This is a genomic window from Flavobacterium aestuarii (genome assembly GCF_040049115.1).
GTDB classification, from domain to species: Bacteria; Bacteroidota; Bacteroidia; order Flavobacteriales; family Flavobacteriaceae; genus Flavobacterium; species Flavobacterium aestuarii.
In genome coordinates this window covers 1-20,795 of the sequence record NZ_JBDLZZ010000018.1, presented here as the reverse complement: position 1 = coordinate 20,795, position 20,795 = coordinate 1, and the positions used below count along the sequence as shown (strand labels likewise).

Genomic DNA, 20,795 nt, shown 5'->3' with positions numbered 1-20,795 from the left:
AAACATTATGGATGAATCAAAATTAACAAAAGAACAAATCGCAAAAATCCAAGCAAAAATTGATAAAGCGGAGAAAAGTGGTTTTAGTACCAAAACAAAGGAAGAGCTATTAGCTGATATCAAGAAAAAATATAATGTTTAGTTTGTCAGGAATCACAAACAAACGCAGAATGTTCTTTGACATAAAGTTTTTCAAACTCTTAAACATCTCAAACCACAACTGAAAATTCTGGCGTCCGCCCGACAGGGGCGCGAGAACTTACAGTTGTGGTTTGATTAAAGATTAGAAAACACGATATTCTAATTCCGAAATGCTGAACAAATTAAGCGTTGTGGTTTGATTAAAGATTAGAAAACACGATATTTATACCAAAGTCTAAAGCCCTCAAATTGAGTTGTGGTTTGATTAAAGATTAGAAAACACGATATTCCCGAATGAATCGGAACTTTTTTCGATAAGTTGTGGTTTGATTAAAGATTAGAAAACACGATATTTGATGTAAAAAAAGATATTCAGCCACTTATGTTGTGGTTTGATTAAAGATTAGAAAACACGATATTCGTTAGTTTCAACCATAAGCTCATGTACTGGTTGTGGTTTGATTAAAGATTAGAAAACACGATATTGTTTGGAAGAAAAGCCACTGCAGTTGCGGTGTTGTGGTTTGATTAAAGATTAGAAAACACGATATTAATTCAAAGATTTCAAATACTGCTTGCGGGTTGTGGTTTGATTAAAGATTAGAAAACACGATATTCGTTTCGCATCGCTTCTTTTATCAGTTCAGGTTGTGGTTTGATTAAAGATTAGAAAACACGATATTGTCATCAGGCGAGGTATATCATTCGATAGGGTTGTGGTTTGATTAAAGATTAGAAAACACGATATTCTTGAAAGTTAACACCGTCATCGCCATACAGTTGTGGTTTGATTAAAGATTAGAAAACACGATATTATAAGAACTTTAGGCTTACAATACTCATAGTTGTGGTTTGATTAAAGATTAGAAAACACGATATTCTTCAGGAGCTTTGTTTGTCAAAAACTCCAGTTGTGGTTTGATTAAAGATTAGAAAACACGATATTTGGTTTGAACGCAGATAACGAACAATTAGAGTTGTGGTTTGATTAAAGATTAGAAAACACGATATTCTTGAATCCTTTAGACTTAATGAGTTGACAGTTGTGGTTTGATTAAAGATTAGAAAACACGATATTTGTCAACTTTATCTTTTAGAAACTCAATAGGTTGTGGTTTGATTAAAGATTAGAAAACACGATATTTAAAAAGTAAATCTTGATAAATACGCTCTGGTTGTGGTTTGATTAAAGATTAGAAAACACGATATTTATTTCATTTTATTAACTTTTATTTTAGCAGTTGTGGTTTGATTAAAGATTAGAAAACACGATATTTTTAATGCTCCGATAGATCTTTTCATTGAGGTTGTGGTTTGATTAAAGATTAGAAAACACGATATTAGAACAATTAACAGTAAAAACAATATTAGGTTGTGGTTTGATTAAAGATTAGAAAACACGATATTTTACATCATGTGTCCAATTGACTTTAATAGGTTGTGGTTTGATTAAAGATTAGAAAACACGATATTAATAATTAATAGCTCGTATACTAATACGGAGTTGTGGTTTGATTAAAGATTAGAAAACACGATATTTGGAAGCGGTGGATTTGCTACTGTTTATGAGTTGTGGTTTGATTAAAGATTAGAAAACACGATATTATTTTCTTTATTTACAACAAAAGGTTTATAGTTGTGGTTTGATTAAAGATTAGAAAACACGATATTAAGCAATCGGGTTAGTAATAGTGGGGATCGGTTGTGGTTTGATTAAAGATTAGAAAACACGATATTAGTTGACCTGTTACCTTCTAATAATCAAAAGATTAAATTAAAATATCGTATAAAAAAATGCTTCTTTTTTGGATTGATAACCCAGGATTGAAGCATTTTTTTATTTGTAATAATTTGGATTTCAATATTTTTATAATGAGAATTATAGTTGGATTCGGTGAGGGGACAGGTCGCGACCTGTCCGTACAAGTGGTCTGTCCGTATTTGTGGTGGCATGAAGATTGTTGTAATGTATAAATAGATTGTTTATGATAAAGAGAAAAAGAAATAGAATGCAAGGATTTGATTATTCCAGTGATAATTTATATTTCGTTACGATTTGTGTTAAGGATAGGGTCTGTTGTTTGGGGGTGGTGGTTGATGTAGTGACAGGTCGCGACCTGTCCGTACGGGATATCGATGAATCAAATATCGATGAATTGAATATTATAATGAATTCGGATGAATTTATAAATAAGATAGAATTGAATGAATTTGGGAAAATTGTAAAGAATCAAATAGAATGGCTGGCCGGGCAATATAAATATGTTGATGTTCATAATTTTGTGATAATGCCCAATCATGTTCATATGATTATTGAAATTGATAAGAAGAAATTGATAAGAAGAAATTGACGGTAGGGACAGCTCGCGAGCTGTCCGTACAGGTACAGGATAAAGAAATAAAAATAAAATCATTGTCAAGTTTGATTGGTGCCTTTAAAACAACATCGTCAAAAATGATTCATCAAGTTGGTTTTGCAGATTTTGCCTGGCAAAGATCTTTTCATGATCACATTATTCGAAATGAGAAATCTTATCAAAACATAAGTAATTACATTGACTTGAATCCTGAAAAATGGATGACTGATACTTTTTTTGAGAATCATTAAAACAATTCCAATTGCGTGGGCTGAGGCTCTTTGGGAATTTCGGCTTTGCCCCAAAAATTCTGGATATTGCCAAATTGTTTATCCGTTATCCGTAAAACGCTCACTTTTCCTAATGGAGGCAAAAGTTTATGGATGCGTTTTTCGTGTACATCGGCACTTTCACTGCTGGCACAATGACGTACATACACAGAATATTGCATCATAGAAAACCCATCCTTAAGCAGATTATTCCGAAAGCCCGATGCATTCCTACGGTCTTTTTTGGTTTCGGTAGGCAAATCAAAAAATACGAACAGCCACATTATTCGGTACCCGTTGAGTTCCATAATTTAGGATATTTTATTTTTTTTCTGTTTCCCGTAAAACATTGCTGTAAGGAACTGGCCGTTTTTTGTAAACCAACCATTAAAGGGCTTTTTTCGTCTTTAAAATAGACCGTTCTAGTAAGGATTTGTAATAATTCTGATTTCAGTAAGGTGTTCAATTCCTGTTCGTCATAACGTTGCATAATTTGGAATACTTTTTCGTCCACAATTGGTCTAAAAGGCTCCATAATATCATCTGCCAGGGCAAAAGCATTGTATTTGCTTTTATGGTGAATGCCGAGCGTATTAAGCAGACCGCTTCCTGAAATCGCTCTTGCAGTGGCCGCTCTCAATATGGCATAACCATAATTTAGAAAATTGTTGGGGTAATCACCAAAGCGTTCTCTTTTGATGCCTTCTTTTTCCTGATTTGGAAATGGAAAATATTTCCAATAATGCTGTGCAGCAACTCCTTCCATATTACTGGTGTCGCCACTCAGGACTTTTGTGGATAAATAATCAAATTGATTTTTACTTTTGGTCAGTCTTTCTAGTAATTCTCCTTGATTTTTTATTTTTTCGATTATAGTCTGCTGCCATAATTGTTTTTTTAGAGGAATAGTAGCTTCGATTTGATTTTTGAATATTTCCTGCTGTATATGATGACTGTTGAGGTTCAGGAACATGCCATTGGGCAAGTGATTATTGGAACAGATAATGACGGCTGTATTGTTTTCTATCATCAGGTTCATGGCTGGAATACTCAAATAAATCTCAGGATTGTCAAGAACTAGAAACCCTATATCTTCTATTGGAACGGAACTTTCTCTTACTTCAGATTTAATAATTAGCTGTAGATTTTTGGTGCTGATTGAAGATTTGTTTTCGACAAGAATAGTTCTTTTTAGCATGATTTTAATTTTTTAAATTAAATGCCTCTGAATATCCACATAAATTAACGGAGTTTTTAAATGACTGTATTACGGTAAACCGTAAATGAAAAGATTGAGAAGTAATGTTTTTACGCAGAAAACCCTCAGAAGGAAAATCCTTCTGAGGGCTTTGAGGTATTGTGTTTAAAAAGTATTTTTTCTATTTATTCCATATCTTCCAGGCTTTCTCCGCCTGAAAAATAAGCATGTCCAAACCATTTTTGATCTGAGTACCCTGAGCTTTGGCTTTACTTAGAAATTGTGTTTCAGCCGGGTTGTAAATCAAATCGTAGGCAATATGTTTCTCTGTGAAGTATTCGTAGGGAATAAGCGGGAATAAATCCACATTTGGACTTGTGCCTACAGGTGTGCAGTTGATGATAATCTGGTAGTTGTCAAACGTAGTGGCGTTGATAAGGCTGTAATCGATACAGTTTTCTTTGTCCCCGCGGGAAACAAATGTATAAGTAATATCTAATTGATCTAAAGCGAAAGCAACTCCTTTGGAAGCACCGCCAGTTCCTAAAATCAATGCTTTTTTGTGATGTGGCTGTAATAATGGTTCAAGAGATTTTTGAAAACCATAATAATCTGTGTTGTAGCCTTTTAGTTTTCCTTTTTTGGTGAATTTTATGGTGTTTACAGCTCCAATTTCGGCTGCATTTTTAGATAGTTTGTCTAAAAAAGGAATTACTGCTTCTTTATACGGAATGGTGACATTCAGTCCGTTAAGATCATTGTTGTTTTTTATTAATTCGGTAAACTCATTGATTTCCTGAATGTCGAAATTTTCATAGGTACAGCCTTCAAAATGCTCCTTGCTGAATTTTTCTGTAAAATATCCTTTTGAAAAGGAATAGCTGATATTACGGCCTAATAAACCAAAACGTCTCCTTAAAACTTCAATCATTATTGTTTTTTATGTTTGTCAATATAATTTCGTACCATTTTTTTCTCCCAAACGACAGGGAATAAATCTTCTAACAGGATATAATTGTCATAATTCAGCCGTAAAGCATTGCTTAAGTGAAATTTAGCTTTGATGTTATCTGAAAGCATAAAATACAAACCCGCTAAACGGTATTCAACTTCGTTTTCTTCAGGAAAATATTCTGAAGCCTGCAGTAATGTTTGAATAGCACTTTCGAATTCACCTAAAAACATAAGAATATCTACCCAGAATAACCAAGTGTCCAGCTGATAATCTCCAAATTCTACTGCTTTTCTATAGCCAAATTCAGCTTCTTCAAACAAATTCATCTGTTTGTTGATTGCAGCAAATCGTTTCCAGTACATTTTGTTCTGATTGTCTATAGCTAATGCTTTATTGACAAAAAACAGTGCTTTTTGGAAATTTTTCTGACGGACATAAAAGTCGGTAATTGCAATCCAGCCTTTGTCCAGCAATGGATCTTCATGAACAGTTTTGTTATAATATTTTAGGGCTAGCACTTTGTTGCCTAATCTTTCATAGCATTTGCCTATGCGGAGCAATGCATATGAAGTAGCATCGTCCAGTTCCAATGTTCTGTTATAGCTTTCAATCGCTTCTTCATATTTTTTTAGACGTTCCAGAGCTTTTGCTTTTTCCATAAAAGCACCAAGAAATTCTTCATCAATAAGAGTTGCGTATTCAAATGCATGAATAGCACTTTCGTATTCCTTCACGCCATAAAACAAGCGGCCTAATTGATGCCAGGCAATCTCGCTGTAAGGATTTTTGTTGATGTATTTATTCAAATAGGCAATTGCTTCTTGATTTTGATCTAAAAATTCAAAACAATATACCACATTATATAATGCCGATTGATCTTCAAAATCTTCCTCAAGACATTTAATGAAGCTATCTTTGGCTAGTTCAAGATTATCCATAAAAAGATATTCCATTCCCATTAAGTTGTACACATCGGCATAGTCATCAGTATATTTCAATGCTATTTTGAGCATTTCTACTGCTTTCTCATGCTGATCTCTTTTGGAACAGATATTAGCTTTCTGGATGTAAATTTCTTCATTTGCAGGTTCGATAGCATACAGCTCATTCAATAGCTTTTCGGCCATTTCGAGTTTGTCATCATAAATCAGCATTTCTACTTGTACTAATTTAAGGCCACTGGATCTTGGGTGCTGTTCTAATGCTAATTTTAAAGCTTTTTTGGCCAATGCAGACTTGCCCATATCAAGATAATGAAGGATGATTTCTTCAAATTCTTCGGAGTCAAAAAAGAGCACTTTGTTGGTTTTCAACATGGACTCAAATTTGGATAGGGATAAGTTATAATCTTCTTCTTCGTTGCTTAATTGCATACTGTGTGTTTTTAAATTATCCTAAATTAAAATTAAGGAAACGTATTGTTGAAAAGAGGAAGAATTCTATTTGTTGTGAACAATTTAATTAACAGATTTTTCAATGGCAATATCAAAAATCAAATTCAAAAATCAATGTCAATATCAAAAATCAATATCAAAAATCAATATCAAAAATCAATGTCTAACTTTAAATGTTTATTTATTTAATCTGAATTCTGCAATCTTAAATCATCATTTCGTCCATCACTTCAAGAATAATTGCGCATCCTTCCCTGATTTCTTCTTCGGAAATGGTCAGAGGTGGTGTTATTCTAATTGCGCATCCTTCAAAAAGTAACCAAAACAGAATTAAACCTCTGTCCTGACATTTTAGAATTACTTCATTTGTGATGTCTGCACTCGCCGTCATGGCTGCAAGCATCAATCCTCTTCCTCTTATTTCTTGTATCAAAGGATGTACCAAAAGCGATCTGAAGAGTTTTTCTTTCTCTAAAGTATCTGTAATAATTGAGGTTTCAGTTAATTCTTTCAAAGTAGCCAGACAAGCTGACGCAATGACAGGGTGACCTCCAAAGGTTGTAATATGTCCTAATTTTGGATTTTCAGTCAATAAGTCCATCATTGCCGAAGAGGCAGTAAAAGCACCTACCGGCATTCCGCCTCCCATTCCTTTTCCCATGACTACAATATCTGGGACTACATCATAGTTTTGAAATCCAAACAGTGCTCCCGTTCTTCCAAACCCCGGCTGAATTTCGTCCAATATCATCAGAGCGCCTACTTCGCTGCAGCGTGCTCTTACTTTCTTTAAAAAATCATTATGAGGCTCAATAAAACCTGCGCCGCCCTGAATCGTTTCCAGTAAGATTCCAGCTGTTTTGGAAGTGATTTTTTGTAAATCGTCTTCGTTGTTGAATGTTATAAAATCAATGTCTGGAAGCAGGGGGCGAAAGGCTTGTTTGCGTTCCTCAAAACCCATCACACTCATAGAACCCATGGTGTTGCCATGATAGGCATTGTGACATGATATGAGCTGGCTTCTTCCAGTTACTCTTTTGGCTAGTTTCAATGCGCCTTCGATTGCCTCGGTTCCTGAGTTGACCAGATAGGTTTTGTCTAATGGAGCGGGCAGGAGCGAAGCCATTAATTTACAATATTCGACGGCTGGGCTTTGGGAATATTCACCGTAAACCATTACGTGCGAATATTTATCGAGTTGATTTTTTATAGCATCATTCACCCTTTTATTCTGATGGCCAAGAGTACAGGCTGAAACACCAGCTACAAAATCTAAATATTTTTTGTTACTAGTGTCATAAATATAAGAACCAATAGCGTGGGAAACTTCCATTCCCAAAGGATAAGGTGAAGTCTGCGCTTGATATTTTATAAAATCAGGATTCATAATTTTGTTTAAAAAAGGTATTGTTTAAGCGAATTGGTTTTCGGTGTGTTTTTTTAATCTCCAGATAACTAAAAGGATTCCAGCAAATACAAAAGGAATACTTAGAATTTGCCCCATATTTATAGGCATTTGATTTTCGAACGTTTCTTGGTTTTCTTTGAAAAATTCAATTATGAAACGGGCAGAAAATAATAATATCAAAAAGATACCAAATATGAAGCCATTTCTTTTTTTTATTTGATCTGATTGATATAAAAAGAATGCAATTAAGAAAATAAGAAAATAGGAAAATGCTTCGTATAATTGTGTTGGGTGTCTTGGAATTAAATCATCTTTTTGAAAAACTACTCCCCAGTTTCCGTTAGTTGGCTTTCCATAAATCTCAGAATTCATAAAATTACCCAATCGGATAAAAGCGGCTGTTACGGGAACTGCAATTGCTATTCGATCTAAAAGCCATAATAGATTTACTCTGTTTTTTCTGTAGAATAATAAAACAGCGATAAATACTCCGATTGTTCCGCCGTGGCTTGCTAATCCCTGAAAACCAGTAAATTTATAAATACCGCCAATTTTTTTTATTGGCAAAAGAATTTCTATTGGATGCTGCAAAAAATAATCAGGTTCATAAAAAAGACAATGACCTAATCTTGCGCCGAGAATTGTTCCTGCTATTATATAAATCAAAAGATTATCAAGTATTTCTACTCGGATATCTTCTTTGATAAATATTTTTTTAACAATGTTGTATCCCAGTAAAATACCGATTGCAAAAAATAGTCCATAATATTTTAAAGGAAAGCTGTCAGTTATCCAATAAATGGCTGGATCAGTATTCCAGTAAACAATTTTATTTATCATAAATATTTTTTAGGGTTACACTTGTGAAATTGAAACTTAAAAACTAAAACATTTTTGGCTATTTCTTTTCTCCTTCTTTACGTGTTGAAGATTTTTTCTTATCATAGTTCAAAGTTTCCTTCCGCACTTTCATTGGCACACTTTCTTTTGCTTTGTCTTTTTTGGTAGCTTCAATGACTTTGAGTTCTTCTGCATTTTCTTCTTGGCTGAAAACATCTTCTTTAGATTTTATTCTTTCATCTCCACGCCAATTCAGCCCACGAAGCGTTCTTGCATTTTCGGGCAATTCGGCTTCGGGATAAATGATCCCATCCACTTGCTTAAAAAATGTAATTGTTTCAATTGTGTTTTTATCAAAAACAATATTGATTTTACTGCTGACATTTTTGTTGATTCCGATAAGCTCTTTTGCATCATTTCTCATATAATAAATAACTTCAGCATTTTTTATAATATCTGCCTCATGGAGTTTTCCGTCTATAAATTTTCCAAATAAATTTTGTCCTTTAGTTTGATTGTATCCAGTTCCAAGAGTGTCTTTTGAGACGAGAAAAGTATTGTTGAGTACTTTTAGTGAATCTAATTTTTGAGTTTTCTGATCTGCAATAAGATGCATTACATCACCAGTAATTTGACTTTCGCCATTCCAGAGTATTGGATTTCTTATCAATTTTGTCAATCCTATTTTGGAACTGGAGTGGATTGAATCACATTTGCCGCTCATATCGGTTTTATAAAATCGGACATTGTTGAAAGCGCGAATAATCCGGTTCCCTTCTTTACCGGTAACCATCAGTTTTTTTCCATGAATATAAACCGAGTCATTGTCTACGAAGTTAACCGCCAAAGCCCTTTTGGTTACAAACATGGAGTCTTTCTTTTTGAATAATTCTGCATAATGTCCACGCACCACGCCACGATTGACAGAATCAGTTATTTTTACATTTCGTGTTGCCGAAGCAAATTCCTTATTCCGGTCATAATACAAACTGTCTCCTTTTATTTTCCGGTCATCATACCTGATATAGGAATTGTCCAAAAAATGAGCGAGATTTTTTTTGGTATCATAAAATCCCTTTTCAGTATAAATATAATTAGCTTTACTGGTGATTGTAGATGGTCCAAATAAATAAGAATGGCCTGAATTGCTATAATAATCCAGATGATTTGATTTGATTTCGTATGTTTTATTGGTAAGCGTCACCGCTGTCAGAAACTGAAATTTCTTCTGCTTGACATAATATCTGCCGGATTTGCTTTTTAGGGTATTGTCTTTATTGACAATTGTTCCATTTGTGTTATAAAAAACTTCTTGACTGTTTCTGTCAAAATTTATGGTATCGGTAGCTAAAGTAGCATCTGGCGAAGTCATAACAGCGTTGCCTGTTGCAAATGCTTTTTTTAATTCGCCACTGTATTCTGCATAATTGCTATTTAAATACAATGTATCTCCTTGTACCAGTTGAACATTTCCAAAAGCTTTCAGATAATTTTCTTTTTGAAAAAAATAAGCCTTATTGCAAGTCAGGATCACGCCATCATGACTTACTCGTACGTTTCGGGTAAGCAATACAGCATCAGGATACTTTTCTTTGTCTACATCGACAAAGTCAGACTGTTCAATTATAATTTTTTTTGAAGCTTGAGCCAAAATTTGATTCGCACTAAGCAATATAAGGCTGCAGATAATGAAATATAAAGATTTCTTCAAGGGTCTCAATTTTTTTGTAAATTTATGAAAATTGAGACAAACCCTATGGATATTAAGATTTATTTATAAAAGGGTATGATGATATGTCAAAATCATTTCTCGATATAATCAAATAGTTATAAACAATAAGATTGGCTATTACGTTGTAGTCCTTTTTTGAGTTGCCAAATGGCGGAATAGACAGGATGAACCCGTTGTGTTTTTTTGAAAAAACAGTAAATTTATTGATTGATATGATACTAAATAAGTGTCAAATTTTATATTTTTAATTTTTATGATTTAAAAAAATGAGCGCAAAAAAAATAGTAGTGGCAGGAATAGGTCTTATGCTTATGACTGTAGCATGTAAAACTAAAGATGTAAAAATGAGTGTACAAAAGAGTGAAACCGTTTCTGAGAATAAAGCTGTAGTTTATCAAGTTTTTACCCGATTATTTGGAAATAAAAACACGACAAACAAACCCTGGGGAACTATTGAAGAAAATGGCGTTGGAAAATTTAACGATTTTACAGATAAAGCCCTTCATGAAATAAAAGATCTTGGAGCTACTCATATCTGGTACACTGGAGTTCCTCATCATGCTGTTATAAGGGATTATACGGCAATAGGAATTTCAAATGATGATCCAGAAGTGGTAAAAGGAAGAGCTGGTTCTCCTTACGCTGTCAAAGATTACTACAATGTCAATCCAGACTTGGCTGTAAATCCAGAGAAACGTCTAGAAGAATTTGAAGCGTTGATAAAACGTACTCACAAAGCAGATCTGAAAGTGATTATTGATATTGTTCCTAATCATATTGCCCGTAAATATGAGGGTAAAAATAATCCGGTAGGGGTAAGGGATTTTGGTGCCGATGATGATGTAACTGTTGAATACAAACGAGACAATAACTTTTATTACATTCCAAACACTCCATTTCAATTGCCTGATGGAGATAAACCTTTAAACGGTGAAAACAATCCTCTGATTGATGGCAAGTTTGATGAAAATCCAGCCAAATGGACAGGAAACGGATCCCGGATGGCAAAGCCTGATAAAAATGACTGGTACGAAACTGTTAAAGTAAATTATGGAATCAGGCCAGATGGTACAAAGGATTTTCCTGAATTGCCAGCTGGTTTTGATAAGCTTTCCTGTAAAGAGCATTTTGAGTTCTGGAAAGATAAAAGTGTTCCAAGTTCTTGGGTAAAATTTAGAGATATTGCTCTGTATTGGACAGCCAAAGGTGTGGATGGTTTTCGATACGATATGGCCGAAATGGTTCCATATGAATTTTGGAGCTATATGAACTCGGCGATAAAGAATGTAAATCCAGATGCTTTTTTGATGGCAGAGGTTTACAATCCAAAAGAATACCGCAATTATATTTATTTGGGCAAAATGGATTATCTGTATGATAAAGTAGAGACTTATGATAAACTGAAAGATATTATTCAAGGGAAAACTCCTCCAGATGGATTATCGTATATTCAGAGTGGATTGGCTGATATTGATGTTCATATGCTGAAATTTTTAGATAATCATGATGAGCAGCGATTGGCAAGCCCTGAATTTGCAGGTTCTGCCGAGAAGGGAAAGCCAATGATGGTGGTTTCTGCAATGATAACTTCGGCACCAATTATGATTTATTTTGGTCAGGAAGTAGGGGAGGCTGGAAATGAAAACGGAGGATTCGGCTCACATTCCAGAACATCCATTTTTGATTATGTAGGTGTTCCCAATCATCAAAGATGGATGAACGATGGCGCTTTTGATGGAGGAAAACTTTCGCAAAGCGAAAAAGAGCTGCGTGATTTTTATAAAAGATTGCTGAATTTCTCTGCTAAAAGTTCGGCGGTAATGGGGCAATTTCAAGATCTTCAGGAAATAAACCGTCATGCAGGTCTTGGATATGATCCGAATCATCTGTATTCATTTGTTCGCTGGTCAAATACCGAAAAGTTAATTGTACTTACCAATTTTTCGGCAGAAGCCTCACACAGTTTTGAGTTAAAAATTCCTGCTGATATCATTAGCAAATGGAATTTAAAAGATGGCAGTTATACTTTAAAAGACCAATTGTATAGTAATTCTGTTCAGTTGATAGTTGCAAATGGCGAAGGAAAAGCTTCGATTGCCATAAAACCTTTAGAATCATTTATTTTTCAGTTATAATACAGTTTTAGATGATAAAAAAAAGCTGATATTTTTTAGATATCAGCTTTTTTTATTCCTTACTTTTTAAAAGTGGCTTTGTAATTTTCGTTCACCTTTTCCCAATTTACAATATTAAAAAAAGCATCAACATAATTTTTCTTTTTGTATTGATAATCCAGGAAATAGGCATGTTCCCAAAGATCAATCCCTAAAATTGGTGTTCCGTGGAAACCTGTCACAGGAGCATAAGTCATTAATGGATTGTCTTGATCCTGAGTAGTTGTTAATTGAAGTACTCCTGTCTTATCTACAACGAGCCAGACCCAGCCAGATCCAAATTGTTTCGTAGCTGTTTCTTTAAATAAAGTTTTAAAATTAGAAAAAGAACCAAAGTCCTTATTGATACTTGATGCCAATGTGTCTTTTGGCTCTCCTCCGGCTTTTGGAGAAATGGTCTTAAAATATAGGCTATGGTTGTAATACCCGCCAGCATTGTTGCGTATTACAGGATCATTTATATCTAATGTTTTAAGTAAATCCTCAATAGTGAGATTTTCAAATTTCGTTCCTAAAACTGCCTTATTTAGAGTGTTTGTATAATAAAGGTAATTTTTATAATGGGACTCCAGTGTCAAGGCCGAAAGTTCGGGTGTTAACGCATCGTAACCAAAAGCGATTTTTTCCATCTGGAATGAGCCTTCATCAGCTTTTATATCATTTGGGTTTCCTATTTTTATTTTTTCCTGTACTGTTGGCAAAGGAACCTCTACAACCTCCGTCATTTTTTTTTCATTACAAGAAACTAAAACTGAAATAAATAGCAGGCTTGTTAAAATAAAAGTTTGTCTTTTCATATGTAGATATTTATCGAAATCCTTGATATTTAATCAGGAGAATTTATATAATTGTTTTTGCTGTTTGTAATAAACTTGCAATCACGCTTGTTTTGATAAAAAATAATACAATTACTTTACTAAGGAGTGAATTAATTTGATGTAATTTTTTTTAGCTTCGTCTTGTGTAAGGTGGCTGATTTGGATCCATGCATTGGTTTTAAAAGCATTTCTTAAATCTGAGTTATCAGTAACTGTAAAGTTGCTTTTGTCAAATGTAGCCTGTTTGTAAAATGCATAAAGGCGTAATTGTACATCTTGTGGCAAAGATGCTTGCGTCATTAATGAAGCAATTTCTACAGCTTCCTGAAATTTTTTATCTAAATCTTCGCCAGTCATTAAGCTTTAGTTGCAATTATAGTTTTTCCTCCAATTGCTTTTTGATTTAGAACCACGTTTATTGGAGTACCCAAAGGCAGAAAAATATCAACTCTTGAGCCAAATTTAATAAAACCTGCATCGGTACCTTGTACGACTTGCATGCCTTCTTTTGCATAATTGACAATACGTTTGGCTAAAGCACCCGCAATCTGACGGTACAAAATCGCGCCAAAAGTTTCATTTTCTACAACAATAGTTGTTCTTTCATTTTCTTCACTGGCTTTTGGATGCCAGGCTACAAGAAATTTGCCAGGATGGTATTTGCTGAATTTTACTAATCCGCTTATTGCATAACGAGTTACGTGAACATTTATTGGCGACATAAATATTGAAACCTGAATTCTTTTGTCTTTAAAATATTCACTTTCAAAAACTTCTTCTATAACAACCACTTTTCCGTCAACAGGAGCTATAACATGATTTTCATTAATTTCTACAGATCTCTTTGGATTTCTGAAAAACTGCAGAATGATAATCAATAATAAGAGGGTGATAATTTCAATAGTGATTTTGAGCCATTCTATTTGGATAAAATAATCCGCCACTAAAAAAATCACCGCTGTAAAAATGGTGCCTAATAAAATACTTTGATTTCCTTCTTTATGAAACATAATTTAAAATTTGATAGAATAAAAATATAATTGGTGCGACAAAGATAACACTATCTAATCGATCTAGAATGCCCCCATGTCCAGGCATGATGTTTCCACTGTCTTTTTTTTCTGAAATCCGTTTGAATTTAGATTCGACTAAATCTCCAACAGTTCCAAAAATACCAACAATTACTGCTATTATGAGCCAAATGTAGGTGTTTTTTTCTGGGAGCATTAAAAAATATTTTGAAATAAAATAACTTGCAATTACTGCAAATCCAATACCGCCAAGAAACCCTTCTATGGTTTTTTTAGGTGAAATCCTCTCAAATAATTTATGTTTCCCAATGGATTTGCCAACTAAATAGGCAAATGTATCATTAGTCCATATCAAAATAAATATACTGATAAGGATATTAGGATTGTAGCCTTTAATCCCAAAAGGTATTTTTGTAATGATAATAAAAGGAAGAACAATATAGCCTACCAGATAGGCAAATTTTGAAAAGGAATCTACCTTCAAATTTTTATTATCAAATAAAAAGACAATACATTTTAGGGAAACAATTAGAGACGAAAATAATACTGCTAAATCAAAATTCCTGCTATATCTTAATATGTATAAAATCCCGTCACTCTTTTCGGCAACGGCAATTCTATAAAAAAAATAATAGAATAAGCCGGCAATTATAATTGGGGCTATTTTGTTTAAATGTACTAAGTTGCAAAATTCGGATACAGCAATAAGTAAAAAAACTCCAAATAGAATAAAGAATGTTTCTATAGAGTATTGTATTGAGGCGATTAACAATAAAATATAAACAGCCCCAGATATTGATCTTTTTAGTGTTTCATTCATTTTAAAGATCTTCTAAGAGCAAAAGGTATAAATTTTTAGCAGAGCTTCCGTACTGTGTAAAATCTTCTTCTTTTGCTTTTTCAAAATATTTGATAGTAGTAATATTGGTAGGGTATTCTGTTAAATATTTTCTTCGGATAGCACTAAGACCATCACTTTTGCCTTCCACAATTTGACTCGTTTTTGCCAAAATCACTATGTTGGCTGGCAAGTCATTTGGTTTTTTTTGTTTTATCTGATTAGATGAAAATAAAATAGATCCTTCCTCGGCAACTAAGTTTTCACAGCTGGATAATAAAAATTTGGGATTTATATTTTGCCCATATGCAAGCTTGTTTTCATCTAACAGAAAGAATAAATTAGACTCATAGCATAAGGCTTCGCATTCAAACCAATCATTTTCTTCAAGTATATTTTCAAATTGTTCTTTTACTTCCTCTAAATTTTCGCAGTATAAAAATTTCCCTCCATTTTTTTTAAAATTATAGATGAATTGTTCATCCAAAGGGGAGTTAATATCTGGATTTGGCCTATTGGAATTATCACTTCCGCCTTCATCTGATGAAGGAGAATTAGCACCAAATAATTTTTTAAAAAGATTCATAATTTGTTAATAATCGTTTTGTGTGACTTGAAAACGTTCAAAGATAAAAAAATCTTAATTCAAAAATGTGGTTTTGAATTAAGATTTTAAATATTTGTTAATTTTTAAATTATGAAACTACTTCGCCCAAATTTTTGTCGAAAGTTCTTTGCCCGAATATAGCTTCCAAATCATCTTTGAAGATCACTTCTTTTTCAATCAGGATATCGGCAAGCTGATTTAGTTTGTCTTTATTTTCTTCTAGAATTTTAATAGCTCTTTCGTATTGGCTTTCAATTAATTCTGAAATTTCAGCATCTATTATTTTGGCAGTGTCATCAGAATAAGGTTTTGAAAAATTATACTCTCCTTGCCCTGATGAATCATAATAAGTTACATTTCCTATTTTATCATTTAAGCCATATATAGTTACCATTGCGCGGGCTTGACGGGTTACTTTTTCCAGATCGCTTAATGCTCCAGTTGAAATTCTGTCGAAAGTAACTTTTTCAGCAGCTCTTCCTCCCATTGTAGCACACATTTCGTCTAACATCTGATCTGTTCTCACGATTTGTCTTTCCTCAGGAAGATACCAAGCGGCTCCTAGACTTTGTCCTCGTGGCACAATCGTAACTTTAATAAGCGGTGCAGCATGTTCAAGCATCCAGCTTACCGTTGCATGACCAGCTTCGTGTATGGCAATTGCTCTTTTTTCTTCTGGAGTAATGATTTTGTTTTTCTTTTCAAGTCCACCAATAATTCTGTCTACGGCATCAAGAAAATCTTGTTTGTCTACAGCGGTTTTGTTGTTTCTTGCGGCGATTAATGCAGCTTCGTTACAAACATTGGCAATATCGGCACCTGAAAAGCCAGGAGTCTGTTTTGCAAGAAAATCAAGATCTAGCCCCTCTACTTTTTTAATTGGTCCTAAATGAACTTGGAAAATTTCAGCTCTCTCACGAATATCTGGCAAGTCAACAAAAATTTGTCTGTCAAAACGTCCAGCACGCATTAAGGCTTTGTCGAGAACATCTGCCCTGTTGGTAGCGGCTAAAACAATTACATTCGAATTAGTTCCAAAACCATCCATCTCAGTCAGTAATTGATTCAGAGTATTTTCTCTTTCATCATTTCCGCCAGACATGTTGCTTTTTCCTCTGGCGCGGCCAACAGCATCAATTTCGTCAATGAAAATAATTGCTGGAGATTTTTCTTTGGCTTGTTTGAAAAGGTCTCGCACACGTGAAGCACCAACTCCTACAAACATTTCGACAAAATCAGAACCAGATAAAGAGAAGAATGGTACTTGCGCTTCACCGGCAACAGCTTTTGCCAATAAAGTTTTACCTGTTCCTGGAGGTCCAACTAATAGTGCTCCTTTAGGAATCTTTCCTCCTAGATTGGTGTATTTTTCAGGGTTTTTCAGGAATTCTACAATTTCCTGTATCTCTTCTTTAGCGCCTTCTAAGCCAGCAACATCTTTAAATGTAGTTTTAATATCTGTTTTTTCGTCAAAAAGCTTAGCTTTTGATTTACCGATGTTAAAAATCTGGCCACCTCCGCCACCAGGGCCTCCAGACATTTTTCGCATGATAAAAATCCAGACACCTATAATAATTATAATAGGTAACAGGCTTATAAATATATCACTCCAGTTGCTTGAATCTTTGAAGTCATAGTCGGCTAATTTTTTTTCAGCCTTTGCTTTGTCAAGTTTTTCCTGAAATGATTTTAGATCCCCAAATTTGGTTACATAATGAGGTCCCTTATTCGGCTGATCTAAAACATTTTTAGCTACTTTTTTGTTAACAGGATCTTTTAATGCAGCATCCGAAAGATAAATTTCAGCATCTTTATTATTGAAAATGACAACATTTTTAATTTGTCCTTTAGCCAGCATGTTATCAATCTCAGATGATTTTAACTGCCCAGGTTCTTGAAAATTAGATCCGCCAGTTGCAAAGCTTATTGCTAAAAAAATTAATATTATTGCAGTATATACTAGCCACGGGCTGACCTTAAATTTATTTGGGTTCGGGTTATTTTCTTTAGCCATTAGAAGATTATTTCTTTAATATTTATTTTCGATTTTAGTGATTTTGGCATCACCCCAAAGACTTTCGATGTTGTAATATTCACGAATGTGTTTTTGAAATACATGCACCACTATGTGAACATAATCCATTAATACCCATTCGGCTACATCTGAACCTTCAACATGCCAAGGTTTGTCTTTTAAATCTTTAGAAACTGTTTTTTGGATTGAATTAACAATGGCATTCACTTGAGTATTTGAGTTTCCATTGCATATTACAAAATAGTCACAAACTGCGGTGTCTATTTCTCTTAAATCTAAAATATCGATATCATTTCCTTTTACTTCTTCTATTCCTTTTATGATGTTTGCCAATAGAGCATCATTGTTTATAGTCTTTTTCGCCATTTATTTTTTTGTATGAATTTGTAAAGTTACCATTTTTTGTGATTAATTTTGAACCGTTAACATAATATTAAATTATGTTTCTCAAAATAAATATAGATGAAGCTAATCAAACTCGATGCCATAGATTCTACAAATGAGTTTCTCAAAGGTTTATCGAACAGGCAAGAGGTTCAAAATTTTACAGTTGTTACAGCTGAGACTCAGTACAAAGGAAAGGGTCAGATGGGAGCAAAATGGGATTCTGAACCTGGTAAGAATCTTATAATGAGTGTTTTGATTAAAGGTTTTTTGTTTAATTATGAAGACGTTTTTAATCTTAATGTTGTTGTATCGCTTGCAGTTATCCGGGCTTTAAAAAAGTATAATATTCCGGCATTAAGCGTCAAATGGCCAAACGACATTATGTCAGCAAATAAAAAAATTGGTGGCATATTAATAGAAAATAGCATGAAAGGGGATGGTACTATTGCTTCTATCGTAGGGATTGGACTAAATGTAAATCAGACTGAATTTGTGAATCTGCCCCGCGCTTCTTCATTATCTATAATCTGCCATGCTAATTTTGATAAAGAGGAAATCCTTTTTAAAATTATATCAGAAATAAAAAAAATAATAACAGATTTCAGTGCCAGATTTTCCTTTTTATGGGAAGAATATACTAATGGATTATTTAAAATTGGCATTCCTGCTGCTTTTTCAGATGAGTATGACAACAATTTTATGGGTATTATAAAAGGTGTATCAGAAAATGGAAAGCTTCTGATTCAATTAGAAGATGACAGTATTTGCGAATATAATCTGAAGGAAGTACAAATGCTGTACTAAAAAAAAGCCTTTTAGCGAGAAACTAAAAGGCTTTAATTTTTTACGAAAAACTTATTTACAGCTTCGTCATGTTATTAGCTAATGTTTCGATAAATTTTGAAATAGGCCCTTTTACCATCATAGCCATCATTGCGTTAAATTCTCCCTCAAAATCTAGTTTTACGGCACTTGACTGTTCTGATACACTATCTATATTTGCGGTTAATGTAAATGGAAGCTTGTCACTTGCTGCGCCTAAAATAACTTTATTTGGAGCAGTTTTATCTTTCATCTTCAATTTGATTTCAGGCATTCCCTTTAAACCAAAAATAAAAGCATCTTCGCCTGTAATCTCAAATTTTGCAATATTATCAGGCATTAATTTTTCGAAGTTTTTTACATCAGTTAATAAATTGAATAATTCCTCAGCAGATTTTTCAACTTTAACCCTTGGGCTTTCTAAATTCATAATAATATTTTATTTGTATTCTGATTGTGCAGTATATTATACATTCCAGGTTGATGGGCTAATATTCCACTCTCGCAGTGTCTGCTCTTCTTTTTCGGTAATATAGCTCTTTGCAACTGCCAAATTCAATAAATTTTGATAATTACTCAGTGTATATAAATCGATTTCTGCATTTTTAAAGTTTTGATCTGCAATGTCAAATCCATAAGTAAAAATGGCGGCCATCCCTTTTATTACTGCTCCTGCTTCTCGTAAGCCTTCAACGGCAAGCAGGCTGCTGTTTCCAGTGCTTATTAAATCTTCAATAATTACTACGCTTTGTCCTTTTTGCAGAAAACCTTCTACTTGATTTTGTCGGCCATGTTTTTTTGGTTCTGGGCGCACATATACAAAAGGCAATCCCATACTCTCTGCAACAAGCATTCCAATGCCTATTGCGCCAGTGGCTACACCAGCAATAACATCTGGTTTTCCAAACTGTTTTTCGATGTTTTTAGAAAATTCGTCTCTAACATAATTTCTTATGGCTGGAAACGAGAGGATTAAACGATTATCGCAATATATTGGCGATTTCCATCCAGAAGCCCATGTAAAAGGATTTCCTGGATTCAATTTAATTGCATTTATTTGCAAAAGCAATTCGGCTGTTTTTTCGGCTGTATCTTTATTAAAAATCATAATACAAATGTATAAAGTTTTTGTTAACGACAAACCACTTTTTTTGACAAATCAAATTTCGAAGGAAACTGATTTTCAGCTTTTTTTATTGGATAGTATTGATGTTGAGCAGGTTATAATAAAAATGTTCCAGAATAAAATTAAGAAAGCGTATCTCTATCATCCAGACGAAAGCGTGATCATGAAAACTTTGAAGGCAAAAATTCCCGTAAATAAAGCTGGCGGCGGATTAGTATATAATAAAAAAGGGGAGGTTTTATTTATTTTTAGAAATGGAAAGTGGGACTTGCCAAAAGGTGGCTCACAAAAAGGAGAATTGATTGAAGATGCTGCAACACGTGAGGTCGAGGAGGAAACGGGAGTGAGCGGTCTTAAAATTAAAGAAAAGCTTCAAAAAACCTACCATGTTTTTAAGCGAAATGGTAAATACAAATTAAAAATTACTCATTGGTTTGTGATGTATACTGATTATGAAGGAACTCCAATTGGTCAAATTGAAGAGGGTATCGAAAAAGTTGCCTGGCTGAATCCAGAACAAATAAAAGAAGCTTTGCAGAATTCCTACGAAAATATAAAATTGCTATTTGAAGACGATATGAATAAATAATTAATTCAAGTTGCTAGTTAATTGATTTGTTTAATTGTAATCCAAATACAAACAATGTAAGCTTTATTAGAAAC

General features: G+C 33.7%; 22 protein-coding genes and 1 CRISPR repeat array. Of the genes, 6 read left to right on the top strand and 16 right to left on the bottom strand.

From position 1 onward, the window contains the following. Positions 1-7: 7 nt before the first annotated feature. The 3 genes from ABEG11_RS16190 (at position 8) to ABEG11_RS16180 (ending at position 2,749) form a co-directional block, all read left to right on the top strand. Complete coding sequence (locus tag ABEG11_RS16190) at positions 8-142, top strand: hypothetical protein (protein ID WP_348825221.1); 135 nt, start codon at positions 8-10, stop codon at positions 140-142. A gap of 122 nt (positions 143-264) precedes the next feature. Continuing rightward, a CRISPR array of direct repeats spans positions 265-1,878; the repeat unit is 36 nt; unit sequence GTTGTGGTTTGATTAAAGATTAGAAAACACGATATT. A 248-nt stretch (positions 1,879-2,126) separates the two neighbouring features. Next, positions 2,127-2,492, top strand: a complete 366-nt coding sequence (locus ABEG11_RS16185; RefSeq protein WP_348825220.1) for a hypothetical protein — start codon at positions 2,127-2,129, stop codon at positions 2,490-2,492. Between the two features lie 104 nt (positions 2,493-2,596). After that, positions 2,597-2,749, top strand: a complete 153-nt coding sequence (locus tag ABEG11_RS16180) for a hypothetical protein (protein WP_348825219.1) — start codon at positions 2,597-2,599, stop codon at positions 2,747-2,749. Here the strand turns inward: ABEG11_RS16180 and cas2 are convergent. The 7 genes from cas2 to ABEG11_RS16145 all read right to left on the bottom strand — a co-directional run bounded on the left by cas2 (position 2,746) and on the right by ABEG11_RS16145 (position 10,273). Continuing rightward, on the bottom strand, positions 2,746-3,075 hold the full coding sequence (gene cas2, locus ABEG11_RS16175; RefSeq protein ID WP_194642201.1) for a CRISPR-associated endonuclease Cas2: 330 nt from the start codon (positions 3,073-3,075) through the stop codon (positions 2,746-2,748). The two genes, ABEG11_RS16180 and cas2, sit on opposite strands and share 4 nt — an antisense overlap. Next, positions 3,051-3,965: a type II CRISPR-associated endonuclease Cas1 gene (gene cas1 / locus ABEG11_RS16170; protein ID WP_348825218.1), complete on the bottom strand. Its 915-nt coding sequence runs from the start codon at positions 3,963-3,965 to the stop codon at positions 3,051-3,053. Before cas1 ends, cas2 begins: the two co-directional genes overlap by 25 nt. A 181-nt stretch (positions 3,966-4,146) precedes the next feature. Beyond that, positions 4,147-4,896, bottom strand: coding sequence for a shikimate dehydrogenase family protein (locus tag ABEG11_RS16165; RefSeq protein ID WP_348825217.1), 750 nt, complete (start codon positions 4,894-4,896; stop codon positions 4,147-4,149). After that, complete coding sequence (locus ABEG11_RS16160) at positions 4,896-6,293, bottom strand: tetratricopeptide repeat protein (protein ID WP_348825216.1); 1,398 nt, start codon at positions 6,291-6,293, stop codon at positions 4,896-4,898. The genes ABEG11_RS16165 and ABEG11_RS16160 overlap by 1 nt, the downstream gene beginning before the upstream one ends. Positions 6,294-6,519: 226 nt before the next feature. After that, positions 6,520-7,701 (bottom strand): aspartate aminotransferase family protein, encoded by a 1,182-nt coding sequence (locus tag ABEG11_RS16155; RefSeq protein WP_348825215.1) that lies wholly within the window; start codon positions 7,699-7,701, stop codon positions 6,520-6,522. A 24-nt stretch (positions 7,702-7,725) separates the two neighbouring features. Further along, positions 7,726-8,562 carry a prolipoprotein diacylglyceryl transferase gene (gene lgt / locus ABEG11_RS16150; protein ID WP_348825214.1) on the bottom strand — a complete coding sequence of 279 codons (837 nt, stop codon included), beginning with the start codon at positions 8,560-8,562 and terminating at the stop codon, positions 7,726-7,728. A gap of 58 nt (positions 8,563-8,620) precedes the next feature. Next, a complete protein-coding gene (locus tag ABEG11_RS16145) occupies positions 8,621-10,273 on the bottom strand; it encodes an OstA-like protein (RefSeq protein WP_348825213.1) in 1,653 nt (550 codons plus the stop codon). A gap of 287 nt (positions 10,274-10,560) precedes the next feature. Between ABEG11_RS16145 and ABEG11_RS16140 the strand changes: the two genes are divergently transcribed. Further along, positions 10,561-12,429 (top strand): alpha-amylase family protein, encoded by a 1,869-nt coding sequence (locus ABEG11_RS16140; protein WP_348825212.1) that lies wholly within the window; start codon positions 10,561-10,563, stop codon positions 12,427-12,429. Between the two features lie 59 nt (positions 12,430-12,488). On the opposite strand, the gene ABEG11_RS16135 is transcribed toward ABEG11_RS16140, so the two are convergent. The 7 genes from ABEG11_RS16135 to rsfS all read right to left on the bottom strand — a co-directional run bounded on the left by ABEG11_RS16135 (position 12,489) and on the right by rsfS (position 18,163). After that, positions 12,489-13,265, bottom strand: a complete 777-nt coding sequence (locus ABEG11_RS16135) for a superoxide dismutase (protein WP_348825211.1) — start codon at positions 13,263-13,265, stop codon at positions 12,489-12,491. Positions 13,266-13,376: 111 nt separating this feature from the next. Continuing rightward, positions 13,377-13,643, bottom strand: coding sequence for an acyl-CoA-binding protein (locus ABEG11_RS16130; protein ID WP_348825210.1), 267 nt, complete (start codon positions 13,641-13,643; stop codon positions 13,377-13,379). Then, complete coding sequence (locus ABEG11_RS16125) at positions 13,643-14,296, bottom strand: phosphatidylserine decarboxylase family protein (RefSeq protein WP_348825209.1); 654 nt, start codon at positions 14,294-14,296, stop codon at positions 13,643-13,645. Before ABEG11_RS16125 ends, ABEG11_RS16130 begins: the two co-directional genes overlap by 1 nt. Further along, positions 14,286-15,137: a phosphatidate cytidylyltransferase gene (locus ABEG11_RS16120; protein ID WP_348825208.1), complete on the bottom strand. Its 852-nt coding sequence runs from the start codon at positions 15,135-15,137 to the stop codon at positions 14,286-14,288. The genes ABEG11_RS16125 and ABEG11_RS16120 overlap by 11 nt, the downstream gene beginning before the upstream one ends. 1 nt (position 15,138) lies before the next feature. Beyond that, positions 15,139-15,741: an LUD domain-containing protein gene (locus tag ABEG11_RS16115; RefSeq protein ID WP_348825207.1), complete on the bottom strand. Its 603-nt coding sequence runs from the start codon at positions 15,739-15,741 to the stop codon at positions 15,139-15,141. Positions 15,742-15,850: 109 nt separating this feature from the next. Next, positions 15,851-17,776 (bottom strand): ATP-dependent zinc metalloprotease FtsH, encoded by a 1,926-nt coding sequence (ftsH, locus tag ABEG11_RS16110; protein ID WP_348825206.1) that lies wholly within the window; start codon positions 17,774-17,776, stop codon positions 15,851-15,853. A 15-nt stretch (positions 17,777-17,791) separates the two neighbouring features. Beyond that, on the bottom strand, positions 17,792-18,163 hold the full coding sequence (rsfS, locus tag ABEG11_RS16105; protein ID WP_348825205.1) for a ribosome silencing factor: 372 nt from the start codon (positions 18,161-18,163) through the stop codon (positions 17,792-17,794). A gap of 96 nt (positions 18,164-18,259) precedes the next feature. Here rsfS and ABEG11_RS16100 point away from each other — a divergent pair, with 96 nt between their 5' ends. After that, the gene (locus tag ABEG11_RS16100; protein WP_348825204.1) at positions 18,260-18,988 is read left to right on the top strand and encodes a biotin--[acetyl-CoA-carboxylase] ligase; all 729 of its coding nucleotides are present in this window, start codon (positions 18,260-18,262) and stop codon (positions 18,986-18,988) included. A gap of 55 nt (positions 18,989-19,043) precedes the next feature. Here the strand turns inward: ABEG11_RS16100 and ABEG11_RS16095 are convergent, their stop codons facing one another. Further along, positions 19,044-19,436, bottom strand: a complete 393-nt coding sequence (locus tag ABEG11_RS16095; RefSeq protein ID WP_348825203.1) for an SRPBCC family protein — start codon at positions 19,434-19,436, stop codon at positions 19,044-19,046. A 36-nt stretch (positions 19,437-19,472) separates the two neighbouring features. Beyond that, positions 19,473-20,114 (bottom strand): orotate phosphoribosyltransferase, encoded by a 642-nt coding sequence (pyrE, locus tag ABEG11_RS16090; protein WP_348825202.1) that lies wholly within the window; start codon positions 20,112-20,114, stop codon positions 19,473-19,475. A gap of 7 nt (positions 20,115-20,121) precedes the next feature. Here pyrE and ABEG11_RS16085 point away from each other — a divergent pair, with 7 nt between their 5' ends. Then, complete coding sequence (locus ABEG11_RS16085; protein ID WP_348825201.1) at positions 20,122-20,721, top strand: NUDIX hydrolase; 600 nt, start codon at positions 20,122-20,124, stop codon at positions 20,719-20,721. Positions 20,722-20,795 lie beyond the last annotated feature (74 nt).